This window comes from Clostridium sp. MCC345 (assembly GCF_018785345.1).
Taxonomy (GTDB): domain Bacteria; phylum Bacillota; class Clostridia; order Lachnospirales; family Anaerotignaceae; genus Anaerotignum_A; species Anaerotignum_A faecicola.
Genome location: NZ_WQPP01000060.1, coordinates 42,209 through 55,281, shown reverse-complemented (window position 1 = coordinate 55,281; position 13,073 = coordinate 42,209). Strand labels below are relative to the sequence as shown.

At 42.7% G+C, this 13,073-nt stretch carries 13 protein-coding genes; all 13 read left to right on the top strand.

The window, feature by feature from the left end; translation table 11 throughout:
- Window positions 1–5 precede the first annotated feature (5 nt).
- The 13 genes from GPK49_RS09730 to GPK49_RS09670 all read left to right on the top strand — a co-directional run bounded on the left by GPK49_RS09730 (window position 6) and on the right by GPK49_RS09670 (window position 13,045).
- On the top strand, window positions 6–344 hold the full coding sequence (locus GPK49_RS09730; protein ID WP_118040676.1) for a DUF6050 family protein: 339 nt from the start codon (window positions 6–8) through the stop codon (window positions 342–344).
- A gap of 110 nt (window positions 345–454) precedes the next feature.
- Window positions 455–811 (top strand): helix-turn-helix domain-containing protein, encoded by a 357-nt coding sequence (locus GPK49_RS09725; RefSeq protein ID WP_209290660.1) that lies wholly within the window; start codon window positions 455–457, stop codon window positions 809–811.
- 126 nt (window positions 812–937) lie between these two features.
- Window positions 938–1,087 carry a hypothetical protein gene (locus GPK49_RS09720; RefSeq protein WP_015543441.1) on the top strand — a complete coding sequence of 50 codons (150 nt, stop codon included), beginning with the start codon at window positions 938–940 and terminating at the stop codon, window positions 1,085–1,087.
- Between the two features lie 168 nt (window positions 1,088–1,255).
- Window positions 1,256–1,906: a sigma factor-like helix-turn-helix DNA-binding protein gene (locus GPK49_RS09715; RefSeq protein ID WP_118511725.1), complete on the top strand. Its 651-nt coding sequence runs from the start codon at window positions 1,256–1,258 to the stop codon at window positions 1,904–1,906.
- Window positions 1,896–2,318, top strand: coding sequence for an RNA polymerase sigma factor (locus GPK49_RS09710; protein ID WP_055214051.1), 423 nt, complete (start codon window positions 1,896–1,898; stop codon window positions 2,316–2,318). The genes GPK49_RS09715 and GPK49_RS09710 overlap by 11 nt, the downstream gene beginning before the upstream one ends.
- A gap of 427 nt (window positions 2,319–2,745) precedes the next feature.
- Window positions 2,746–8,736, top strand: a complete 5,991-nt coding sequence (locus GPK49_RS09705) for an LPXTG cell wall anchor domain-containing protein (protein ID WP_209290662.1) — start codon at window positions 2,746–2,748, stop codon at window positions 8,734–8,736.
- Between the two features lie 139 nt (window positions 8,737–8,875).
- Window positions 8,876–9,040 (top strand): hypothetical protein, encoded by a 165-nt coding sequence (locus GPK49_RS09700; protein WP_172679451.1) that lies wholly within the window; start codon window positions 8,876–8,878, stop codon window positions 9,038–9,040.
- Window positions 9,041–9,074: 34 nt separating this feature from the next.
- A complete protein-coding gene (locus tag GPK49_RS09695; RefSeq protein WP_055214053.1) occupies window positions 9,075–9,464 on the top strand; it encodes a hypothetical protein in 390 nt (129 codons plus the stop codon).
- A complete protein-coding gene (locus GPK49_RS09690) occupies window positions 9,454–9,984 on the top strand; it encodes a PcfB family protein (protein ID WP_055214055.1) in 531 nt (176 codons plus the stop codon). The genes GPK49_RS09695 and GPK49_RS09690 overlap by 11 nt, the downstream gene beginning before the upstream one ends.
- On the top strand, window positions 9,981–10,415 hold the full coding sequence (locus tag GPK49_RS09685; protein ID WP_215677604.1) for a conjugal transfer protein TraG: 435 nt from the start codon (window positions 9,981–9,983) through the stop codon (window positions 10,413–10,415). The genes GPK49_RS09690 and GPK49_RS09685 overlap by 4 nt, the downstream gene beginning before the upstream one ends.
- Window positions 10,416–10,438: 23 nt before the next feature.
- Window positions 10,439–12,313, top strand: coding sequence for a recombinase family protein (locus GPK49_RS09680; RefSeq protein WP_215677602.1), 1,875 nt, complete (start codon window positions 10,439–10,441; stop codon window positions 12,311–12,313).
- 79 nt (window positions 12,314–12,392) lie between these two features.
- Complete coding sequence (locus tag GPK49_RS09675) at window positions 12,393–12,608, top strand: transposon-encoded TnpW family protein (RefSeq protein WP_055304251.1); 216 nt, start codon at window positions 12,393–12,395, stop codon at window positions 12,606–12,608.
- Between the two features lie 134 nt (window positions 12,609–12,742).
- The gene (locus GPK49_RS09670) at window positions 12,743–13,045 is read left to right on the top strand and encodes a hypothetical protein (RefSeq protein ID WP_055304253.1); all 303 of its coding nucleotides are present in this window, start codon (window positions 12,743–12,745) and stop codon (window positions 13,043–13,045) included.
- Window positions 13,046–13,073 lie beyond the last annotated feature (28 nt).

Genomic DNA, 13,073 nt, shown 5'->3' with positions numbered 1-13,073 from the left:
GGAACATGAAGAAGATGATTAAAAAAGTGATAGCACCAGTGCTGGTGATTACAGTATTGTTTGCAGTATTAAGACCGTTTTGTATCCAGGATGGGAAGTGCAATTATTTCTTGCTGTTACTTCTGATGGGGATACCGTTTGGAATCGGAAAAATGTGTGTCTGGATGGTTCCAAAAGGTTTTGACCTCGGAGGAACGCTAGCAGTCTGGACAATGAATCTTCTGATCGGAGGATTGATCGGAAGCATCGTTCTTCTGGCAATGATTGGACAGGCGATCATTTATCTCTGCGTTTTTCTGATTACAGTTCTTACAGGGATACATAAAATACCGAGAATAAAATGAAATAGATTTTTTGAAAAGCAGCTAAGACAAAAATTAGCTGCTTTTTTTCGGGGAACTTTGCGACACAATGGCGTAAAGTTGGGACAAATTGCAGGAAAGGAGACACCGTATTGAGCAATCGTGCAATTTCCACAGAACTTATTGAATTGGGAGAACGGATCAGAAAACGCAGACAGGAAATGAAGTTGTCACAGGAATCTTTTGCGGAAAAAGCGGGTATCAGTGTCAATACGGTCAGCAGGATTGAAGGCGGGCAAACTGCAATGTCTGTTGAGATTTTCAGGAAGATGATTGAGATATTGGAAATAGATGCTAATATCCTGCTGGGGAAAGAGGAAGGTGATACAGAAAAGCAGGACTCATTTCAGGAAGTGCTTTACCGTATTCAGAAGATGGAATGGAAAGAGCAGAAAATTATCATGCAGACCATAGATTCTCTGATAGACAGTTTTAATGAATACAGGTGAAATTTCACCATATATGGGGTGCAAAATGAAAAAACTCCTCATATATGCTAAGGATAATAGAATCCTGTATTGTTAAAATGGAAAACAGAGAGAAAAAGACAGAAACAAAGAAGGGAGATAGGATGGATGACCAGAGAAGAAAATTTGCTTTATCGGAGGCAGTGTCCCTATGACGCAATGGGAGACTATTCTGTTTTGATGGAAAATGAAAAGAACATAAAAGCAGAAAGAAATGCCAAGAAGTCTGATCCTGGCATCAGACGGAAAATAAAGTAGAGAATATTGTAACTATTAGAAAGGGCAGTAAGAAAGTTTCAGGCTCTCGTTAAAAAAAACGGGTGTACCGGAAGCTGTTTTTTACTGCCCTTTTGTCATTTGATCAGTAAGAATCTTATCCTTTCTGCCGATGGGCATCTGTTGCCAGCAGGCAGAAAGGTGGTAATTATGCTTACATTGCAGGAATTGAAACAGGTTGTAAGTAACAGGGAAGAAAGAAGAAAGGTTCCGTCCGCTAAATATTTAAGAGAAAATGAGGTAGCAGTTGCGAAGCAAAGGTTGATGGATTGTGCGGAAATTATCGCATATCAGACCGGATATGTTCTCTATTGTGTGGGGGACTATGCAACAGTTTTTCCGTTATTTACCTGTCGAGATTATGTGTATGAAGCAGAAAGAAAAATAGCAGTTGTTGAGGAGGATTTTTTCGATGATCAACCCTGGTATGTAAGGCTGATATTAGAAGGCGAAGACCGGCTGTGGAGAAACAGGGAAACACGAGAACATAATAATTGTGTTTCATATAGCTGTATTTCTGAAGAATGGTGCGAGTTGGCAGATAAAGGACAATGTCTGCTTGAAAAAATCATTGCAGAGGAAACAGTCAGAGAGCTGATGGATTTGCTGACAGAGCGACAGAGACAGATGATCCAGCGTATTTATTTTCAGCAGAAGACACAAAAAGAAGTTTCGCATGAACTGGGTATTACAGTTCCGGCAGTATCAAAGTGTATTTCACAGGCAATGCAGAAAATGCGGAATAATTCGGATGACTCTGCCAGAGCATTGGAAAAAGGAGACTGGAAGTATGCCTGGTAAAAAGCCAAAAGAAAGACAACGCTATATGCTGCGTGTGAATGACACGCTTGTGGAAGTTACCAGAGCAGTATATCTGGCCTGGTATCAGGCTGGAAGAAAAGAGCGATACCAGGTTGAAAAAATGCAGAGGCATGGAGTATGCAGCATGGAGGAATTACAGGAAAAAGGCTACGACTGCTCTTTTTCGGTATTATCACCGGAAGAAATCGTTATCAGGATGTCAGAGATACAGGAACTCGAAGAAGCTATGAGATGTTTAGCTAAAGAAGAGGCAGAACTGATAACGCTATTGTTTTTTGAAGAATTTACAGTAAAAGAAACAGCACAGTATTTTGGGTGTTGCCCAAAGACAATCAGAAACCGGAGAAAGAAGGTATTGGAGAAATTAAAAGAACAACTCGAAAAGCTATAAAAACATATTGGAATAAAAAGTTCTAAAAATTTTTTCAAACAGGTTAATTTTTGCCCTTTCACACATGCGGTTAGTGAAGGGGCAAATGTCTATTTTCAATTCGAGATAATAACTCCCCTAAAAATTGAACCTTGACAATTTCATACCAGCAGCGAGAGGATACCCGGAATTTTTCAGCTACGCATTCTTGCGGCGGGAATCCGGTGAGAACGTGAAGGGATACAGATGGGAGGCACCCTTTATAGGAAAGATTACGAATTATCTCTTGCGGCTTAATGCTTAATCCTGAATTTTATCCAAGTGTCATTTCTGCTTTGCAGAATGACAGTAATGAGAGGTGGGTGGTGGTTCAAATGATTGAACAATGCAGGTGTGAGCCTGCGTGACAACAGAACAGATAATAGAAGAAAGAGAGGATTCGATCAAAATGAAAATGAGATTCAAAAGATTCTTATCCGGTTTTATGGCAGTTGCAACATTGGCTTCTACCATTATTCAACCAGTAACAGTTTCAGCTTCCGAATTAGAACCAGAAAAAATACCATTTGAACAGCAGTATGCAGAATTAAAAGATGTTCAGGATTCCCTTGATCCGAATGAAATCGTAAAGGCAAATGACATTGAACTTTCTTATGGGCAGGAATTTGATGTAGAAGTTGATCTGTCTGGAATCGAAGGTGTAGATGAAAGTAAGATCAAGATTTTATTCCATGAAGCAAAGAATGAAGCTGGCACAGATTTTGATACACATACACCAGATACTTACAAAGCTGTCTATGCAGTAGAACCAGTCAGCGGTCATCCTGCTTATAGAGTCAGCAGAAATATTACAGTGAAAGAACCGAAAACAGAAGCTATAACAACGTCAAATAGTTCTGAGAATACTACGGGTGAAGGTAATGCCGGAGAAACGGAGGATATTGGAACTGCAGATGATGAAGAGACGGACAGGCAGACAGAAACAGAAGTAGTGACTGATCTCACAGAAGAATCAGAAACAACGACAGACGAAGAAACTGGACTGACAGTTTCTGATGTGATGGAACAGGCTGACGAGGAAGGGATTGACCTTTATTCCTTAGATGAAGGGGAATCAGTTACTTTTATGGCAAGGGTAGCATCTACGACAAGCACCAAGAAAGTAACAGTGACAAGAGGAGCCTGCTATCAGTATTCTGATTATGGTTACGGAAGTTATCTGACTTATCAGTATACTGTAAAGTTTGGAAGTGTTTCTGCTACTGCTTACTGTATTCAACCGGAAAAATCCAGTCCAGGAAGTGGAACTTATGATATTATCAAGCTGAGTGATGGTAAGAAACTTGCGAAAGTCTGCTATTACGGAACAAAGGCATCCGGTGATGATGGATTTTTTACAGAAGAGAATGGCTATGGAAATCTGAGCACAGGAGCAAGATTTATCCTGGTGCATCTGGCAGCATCTTATGCCAACAGCGGAGATTCTGCTTTTTCCGGTGCAAGCAGCAAAGCAAAAACACTTGCTATGAAACTGTACAATTACTGTATTTCGCAGCCAAATATTCCAGATGTTGAGATGAGCTTTTCAGATGCGAATGTAACTGCCTATGTGGATGGCAGCAGCCAGAGAACAAAGGAGATTACTTTTAAGGCAGATGAACTGCAGAGTATCACAATGAAACTTCCAAGTGGAGTAAAGCTTCATAATGTGACAACAGGAAAGACAAGCAAGGCAGGAGAATCCGTAGTGATCAGTGGCGGAACAAAGTTCTATCTGTCTGCACCGCTTACTCAGGTAAGTGATGTAGCAGGAAGCTGGTCCGCTACAATGAAGGGAAATATCACAAAAGATTATTCTGCTTATAAGATCAGTACCGGTTCTGGTTCACAGGATCTGGCATTGGTGTTTGGTGAGGGTGTCGATGATGAAAAGTATGTGGATTTTAAAGTGACATGGGTACAGTATGCCAGTGTGAAAGTCATTAAAAAGGATTCCAAAGCAAATGCAAAACTGTCCGGAGCTGTATTTGGCTTATACAGTGATGCAGACTGTAAGAACCTGATTACAAAACTGCCTGCAACGGATGCGAATGGAGAAGCATCTGCACAGATCGTTAAGACACAGGATACCGTTTATCTGAAAGAGATTACTGCACCAAGCGGTTATCGTATTAATGCTACAGCCTACAATGTGAAGCTGGAAGTCAGCAAGACGACTACGGTAACTGTTCCGGATGAAGAACAGCTTGGACAGCTTACTGTATATAAAGAGGGTGAAGTTCTCGCAGGTGCAGAGGTGACAGAAAACGGAACAACATTCCGATATGAAAAACGCCGACAGAAAGGTGCTGTTTATAATGTTTATGCCGGAGCGGATATTACAACTGCTTATGGTACAAAAGTTTACAGTAAAGGTGATCTGGTAAAGGAGAATCTGACAACAGATTCCAATGGTGCTGTAATTCTTAAAAATCTGCATTTTGGTACATATGTTGTAAAGGAAGTACAGGCTCCGTCCGGTTTTTATAATGCAGGGGAAGAAAAGACAGTAAAACTTGCTTATGCAGGACAGAATGTAGAAGTGGTATTTTCTGAAACAACTTTTACGAATGACAGACAGAAAGCAGAAGTTATTGTGACAAAGCAGGATAAGGATACAGAAAATCCTCTGAACGGAGGTGTTTTTGGAATTTATGTTGCCAGTGACATTACAAATGTGGATGGTACTGTAGTTGTAAAGAAAGGCACACTGATTGAAAAGGCAACCACTGGAACAGATGGAAAAGCAAAATTCAGTGCAGATCTTCCGCTTGGATTTTCCTATGAAGTTAAGGAAGAACAGGCTCCAACAGGATATGTGAGAAATACAGAAGATGTTTACCAGTTTGCTTTTTCGTATACAAACGATAAGGAAGCAAAGGTGACATTTCACCATACTTTTAAAAATGAACGTGTGACAGCAAAGATCTCTTTACAGAAGCTGGATGCAGAAACAAAGAAAGCAGTTCCGCAGGGAGATGCGACTCTGGAAAAAGCAGTTTATGGACTGTATGCCAGAGAGAACATTGTCTATCCGGATGGTGCAACCGGTGTGATGTATAAAGCAAGAGATCAGGTGGCAACACTTACTACGGATGAAAATGGACAGGCTTCCGTCAGCGGGCTGTATCTTGGAAGTTATTATGTGAAAGAGATTACACCACCAACCGGTTATCTGGCAGATGAGAATGAATATGACCTTTCCTGTGATTATGAGGGTGATATGACTGCTGAGGTGAAGCGTGAGTGTACTTCGCTGGAACAGGTAATGAAACAGCCATTTCAGATCATCAAAGCAGCCAATAATGGAAAGACCGATGCGGATTTACTGAAAGGGGCAGGATTTAGTGCTTATCTGGTATCTTCTTTGAAGGTGAAAGAGGATGGCAGTTATGATTTTGATTCTGCAAAACCAGTAGTGATCGGAGACAATGGTGCAACGGAAATCTTTACAGATGAAAAAGGATATGCCTGCAGTATTGCAATCCCATATGGAACATATGTAGTGCGTGAAACAACAACACCGCATAATTATACTCCGGTAGATGATTTTACAGTCAGCATTACAGAAAATAATCCAAACACACCGCAGACATGGCGTGTGCTTTTAGATGATGAATTTGAAGCCAAACTGAAAATTATCAAAAAGGATGATGAAACAAAGAAAGCGGTACTCCAGAAAAATACAGAGTTCAAAATCTATAACATGGACACTGGAAAATATGTGGAGCAGGTAACGACTTATCCGACTACTGTGAAGCATAAGTCTTATTTTACAGATGAGGATGGATATTTGATCCTTCCACAAAATCTGAAAATCGGGCATTACCGCATTGAGGAAGTAAATGCACCTTATGGATATACGCTCAATGAGAATTACTATGAGGTTGATGTAGATTCCAATACAGCATATCAGATGGACGGTACTTCCGGGGATGTGATCATCGAGGTTTCCTATGAGAACCATCCGGTAAAGGGTGAACTGAATATTGTGAAAAAAGGTGAAGTTCTTGATGGTTTTAAAGATGATTTTACTTACCAGAGTGAGAATCTGGAAGGCGCAGTCTTTGAGGTTTATGCGGCAGAAGATATTTATACTGCGGATTTCCAGAAAGATGACAATGGAAACCGTATCTTAGAGTATGCTGCCGGAACACTGGTAGGAACGGTTACAACTGATAAAGATGGAAAGGCACAGATTGCGGATCTTCCTCTTGGAACTTATAAAGCTGTCGAAAAGACAGCACCAGATGGTTTTGTGTTAAATGAGGAAGCACAGACAGTTACTTTCTCTTATAAAGACCAGGATACAGCAGTGATCGAGCAGACAGCAGCCTTTGACAATGACCGTCAGAAGGTAGAAGTATCTGTTGTAAAAAAAGATGCAGAAACGGATGCGGTTGTTGCTGGTGCAGAGTTTGGTCTGTATGCGAAAGAGGATATTCTGGCACATGAAAATGTGCTTGTGAAAGCAGATACACTTCTTGGAAAAGCAGTAACCGATGAAGATGGCAATGCAGTCTTTGACCTTGACCTGCCATTTGGCAAATATTATATCAGAGAACTTGCAGCACCGGCAGGTTATGTATCTTCGGATGAAACACTGGATGTCACTGCGGCTTATCAGGGACAGGATGTGAAAGTAATAAAACTTGCATCTGAATTTAAAAATCAGCCGACCAAAATCACAGTGAAAAAATCTGACATTACAACAGGAGTTGAACTTTCCGGAGCAACACTGACAGTTCTCGATAAGGATAAAAATGTAATAGATACATGGAAATCTGTAAAGGGTGAGGAACATCTGATTGAGCGGCTGACTGTGGGTGAAACATATACTCTTCGTGAAGAAATGGCTCCTTATGGTTATCTGAAAGCGGAGGAGATTACCTTTACTGTAGAGGATACTGCTGAAATCCAGAAAGTGGAAATGAAAGATGATGTGCCGACTGGAACTCTGATTATCAATAAGAAGGGTGAATTTCTGGAAAAAGTATCTGCACTTGATTCCGTAGGTGGATGGATCAGCCATTTATTTGAATATATTTCCGGTTCCCTGAAAGAAGTTACTTTTGAGGTTTATGCACTGGAAGATATTAAAGCTGCGGATGGTGAGAGTGAAGATTATTACAAGAAAGATGATCTGATAGCAACGATTACGACAGATGAAACAGGAGTAGCAAAACTGACAGATATTCCGCTTGGAAAATATTATGTCAAAGAAAAGGAAACGGCAAACGGCTATGTACTGGATAGTACAGCTCGTGAGATTGACCTGACATACCGGGATCAGGATACTGCCGAGGTAACTTATTCTTCCGACTGGCAGAATAATCGTCAGAAAGCGGAAGTAAAGGTGCTGAAAAAAGAAAAGGATTCTGACAGGGTACTGGAAGGTGCAGTATTCGCTCTTTGCAATAAAGAGGACATTGTAAATGCAAATGGTGATGTCATTCTGAAAGCAGATACCGTTATTGAGGAGCAGGCTACGGACAAAGAGGGAAAACTGACATTTACGGCAGATCTTCCGATTGGTTACACTTACTATGTCAAAGAAACATCCCCGGCACCGGGATTCGCAACAACGGATCAGGTACAGGAGTTTACTTTTGAATATGATGGTGCAGATAAGGAAACACTGTCTTATGAGTTTACCTTTGAAGATGAACCAACAGTTGTGGAGATTACAAAAACTTCTTTGACTGATGGAAAGGAACTGGAAGGGGCGAAACTGGAAGTGACGGATGAAGATGGCAAGGTAGTAGATTCATGGACTTCCGGGAAAGAGGCTCATATCATTAAAGAACTTGTTGCAGGAAAGAAGTACACTCTGACGGAGACAAAACCGGCAGATGGCTATGTAACTGCGGAGAGTATTACTTTTACAGTAGAAGATTCTTCTAAAGCACAAAAAATCGAGATGAAGGATGATGTGACGAAAGTGCAGATTTCCAAAACGGATATTTCTGGGAAGGAACTTCCGGGAGCGAAGCTGACCATTCTTGACAAAGACGGAAAGGTCGTAGAAAGTTGGACTTCTGAAGAGAAAGCACACTATATCGAGATGCTTCCAATCGGAGCGTATACGCTTCGTGAAGAAACAGCACCGGACGGTTATCTGGTGGCAGAGGATGTGAAGTTCACTGTAAAAGATACCGGAGAAATTCAGAAAGTTGTGATGAAGGATGAAGCCAAGCCGACGGAAACGCCAACGGAGACACCAACAGAAACTCCTTCTGAGACACCGGAAACAACGGATACTCCATCCGGTACAATATCTACTGATGCACCAAAAACAGGTGATGACACACCTGTGATGTTCTGGATTCTACTTGCAGGATTAGGAATAATCGGATTTGGAACATCTGCGGTATATTTACGTAAAAAAAGAAAAAAATAAGTAACTGTAAGGTTTGAAACAGGATAGGGCATTTATGGGCAAAACAGTTCATAAATGCCCTTTTTGGGACAATGGATAATCTGTAGAAAACTGCCAGTGGCAGATTCGTAGAAAAGTAGGAACAGGAGGAATCAATAAGATGAAAACATTATTAATCGTTGCAGCCATCATTGTATTTCTGGTACATGGATTTGTCATGTACTGCTGTATTAAAGTAGGGGCAGAATCAGAAAAGAATTATGATGAACTTGCAAAAGGTGTTAGAAAGGAGAAGGGAAGTAAAAAAACGTTGGAAACTATGTAATGAAGATAAACTTAACATAAAGGAGCAGACGAAAATGAAAGAAAAGGATAAAGTGCTTCAGGCATTATGTGATGGTCTAGGCGAAAATTATAAACTTATGGAGATTGACCTGGAACTTTGTATTTACAGGGACTTTGGGAACCGTTTTGAAGTAGAAGTCAGTGGAGTACATACAGCCAAGCAGAATAAAAAAGCAACAATCTACCTGTGGTGCATGGATGCAACAGGTGCCCATGGATACGTCATTAAAAAAGTTGGTGAAGTTCCAAGAAACAAAATTGGTAAAACGGTGGAGGAACTGTATGAATACAGTGAGAACCTGATCAGCCAGGGATATGACTGTTATGAGAAAGTACAGGCTTATCTGAAAGAACTGGTAAAGAAAGAACAGATTAAGAAAGAAGAGGACAACGGTGCAAGATGAAGTAAATGAAAAAACGGTATCCCTGTGTATCCGGGGTGGAAAGATAACTGCCCAGTTGCTAAAAGCTGCCATGAGAAAAGCTCTTGCCCAGATGGAACAGGAGAAAGCAAAACAGAAGCAGCAGAGCAAAGTACAAAAACAGCAGGATGACAAGGCGAAGGATAAATCTTATCGTGGAAAACAAACCATGGAGAAGCTGATGCGGCAGAATGTACAGCTTTCCAATATTGAAATTACTGATGGGAATATCAAATCTTTTGAACGGGTGGCGAAAAAGTACAGTATTGATTTCAGTCTGAAAAAAGATACGACAGCAAAGCCGCCGAGATATTTTGTTTTCTTCAAAGCAAGGGATGCAGATGTCATGACCGCAGCATTTAAGGAATACACTGGTAAATCTCTCAATAAGACAAAGAAACCGTCTGTAAGGGCAAAACTGAAGGATGCGATCACACAGGCGAAGGATAAGAACCGAGAACGGGAGAAAACGAAGCAGAAAGAAAAGGAGCCGACACTATGAACCGATTTCAGAAGATGCGTAAAGTATGCAAGGGGTATCTGGAGAGAATCCCACCACTGCTTATACAAAGCTTTCAATGGGGAGCTGACTGGCTGAGAGAAAAAATCTTAGATTTAGGGGAATATCTGAAAAGAAATTCCCTGCGGATACTGGCATTGAATACTCCTTATGTCATAATCTTTTATCTGGTAGACAAAGAAGCATGGTTGTATCAATATTGTCAGGGAGATTCATCGGTGGAACGGCTGATGGTGTTGCTTTTGAATTTTCAAATGGCATTTACTTCTGTTCTGCCAAGTATAGAAAAGATGCCACTTCTGGCAGGTTTTACCGGAGCCTTGGCTGTAAAACTTCTGGTTATGATGAAGATGAAAAATGCCAAAAAGTTCCGGCAGGGAGTGGAGTATGGTTCGGCTAGATGGAGTGCATAATTTTAAGTGTAAATGACACATACATGGACGCACAGGAGGTTATGCACATGACTGATTATAGCAAAATTACAGCCCTTTACTCCCGCCTTTCCGTGGGCGACGAGGACAGGGACGGCGGCGAGAGCAACAGCATACAGAACCAAAAAATATTTTTGGAGAACTATGCCAGAGGGCAGCACCTAACCAATATCCGGCACTACATTGACGACGACGAAAGCGGCAGGTTTTTTGACCGTTCCGCCTACTCCCGCATGATGGACGATGTGGAAAACGGGAAAATCGGTGTCTGCATTATGAAAGACCTTACCCGCTGGGGGCGCGACTATCTCCAAGTAGGCAACGCGATGGAGATATTCAGACGGAACAATGTGCGTTTTATCGCGGTCAACAACGGGATAGACAGTGAGAAGCCCGACACATTGGAGTTTGCGCCCTTTATCAATATCATGTCGGAGTGGTACGCAAAGGACATCAGCAAGAAAGTGAAAACGGGCATTAAGACCAAAGGCATGAGTGGAAAGCCGATTGTCACCGAAGCCCCTTACGGCTATGTCAAAGACCCGGACAACAAGGATTTTTGGATAATCGACGAGGAAGCCGCCGAGGTTGTCCGTTTGATTTTCCGTCTGTTTATCGGCGGGAAGAACCGAAACCAAATCGCCGTATATCTGGCACAGGAGCAAATCCCAACCCCCACTTTCTACATGAAAGACCGAGGGCGGGGAACCTGTAAAAATAAGACGCTCAACGAGGATAACCGCTGCAAGTGGAACAAAGCCACCTTGACCAATATCCTCACACGGCAGGAGTATTGCGGAGATGTGGTCAACTTCAAGACTACAAAGCATTTCCGGGATAAGCATAACCACTATGTAGACCGGAGCCAGTGGCACATCACAGAAAATGTGCATGAGCCGATTATCAGCCGCAGCGATTTTGAAACCGTACAGCGGATTTTGGAAAACGCACCCGTCAGACGCCCCAACGGGGACGGGGAAATCCACCCTCTGTCCGGCTTACTTTTCTGTAAGGACTGCGGCGCAAAAATGCACATTCGTATAGATTACCGGAACGGCGGCAAGCGGCACGTTGCTTTTTGCAGCGAGTACCACAAGGGAAAAGCCAAAAATCCCAAGTGCAGCTCCCCGCACATCATGGACGCGGATCTGCTTATGCAGACCGTCGCAGATGTGCTGAAAAAAATCGCGGAATACTCTATCAGCAACCGGGCAGAGTTTGAAGCCTTAGTGAAAAAGAGCCTTGCCATGCAGCAGACCGACAAGACAAAGAAACAGCAGAAGCGTATCCCGCAAATCACGACGCGCCTTGAACAGATTGACAAGGTGCTGAATAAACTTTATGAGGACAACGCGCTGGGTACTATCCCACAAGACCGCTATGAGCAGATGTCGCAGAAGTATTCCGAAGAATACTACTCACTGAAAGCCGAGCTTGAACAGCTTAGGGAACAGCTATCCGCTTTTGAGAACGCGGGAGGACGGGCGCAGAAGTTTGTAAAGCTGATAGACCGTTACGCTGACTTTACCGACCTTACCCCGACTATCCTCAACGAGTTTATCAGCCGGATTGAAGTGCATGAGCGTGACAAGAAAAGGGCGAAACAGGCTATTCAGCATATCGGGATATATTTTAACCATATCGGCAGATTTGAAAATGAACTGACACAGCTTGCAGAGCCGACAGAGCAGGAAATCCGGCAAATGCGTGAGGAAATCGAAGAAGCAAGAAAGGAAAAGAGCCGCGCCTACCACCGCAACTATTCAAGAGAATACCGGGCGAGAAATCTTGAAAAGAGGCGGGAGTACGACCGTATCAAAGCGCGGGAATATCGGGCGAAGAAAAAGGCGCAGGCTGCCGCCGCACTGTCCGCACCATAAAACAGAATAGCAACATCATAGAGGGATTTTCCGAACTACGGGAAGTCCCTTTTTTACGCCCGGAGAAAGGAGTAACCTATTGACAGAAAAGAAAGGAACACCCACCCCGCCGACCAAACCGGACGGAGTTATCACGACACAGAGAAACGGGCAGACCATTGTTGCGGAGCTGTTTTTTAACCACAACGCCACAGAAACATTCTCCGACAAGCTGCTGAAAACGATACTTGCCGACAGTCTGCGTTTTTCTGCGTCTGACGGTCAAGAGCCGGAAAAAACAGAAATCTTGCGATAACAGCCGCCCCGACGATACATTCCCCGTTTGGGCGGTTTTTATCGTCAAAAACGCAGTTTTCCCCAAGTCAAGAGCCGAGGAAAACACCCGAAAAACACCCCTATTGCGTAACAGGGACGCAGAAAGGAGCTTGCATGAGAACAGGGCTTACCAAACAGGAAAAGACCACCGATATATGGTTTGACGAGAAAGACCCCCTTATCCATATCCGCACCCACAACACCAACCTCAAAAAGCGGCTTGCCGCTTATGCCGAGCAGTACCCCGACGAGTGCTACCAGACCGACACAGACCACGAAACAGGCTGCATGGAGTTTGATATTGCAAAGGGGCGTTTCTCTTTCCGTCTGACCGCCCCATACAATGAGCAACGCCGGAGAGCCGCCAGCGAAGCGGCGAAAGCTAACGCAAGCAATCTCACGCGAAGTGTGGTATAATTTTTTGAAAAAGTTTGAGATTTGATGT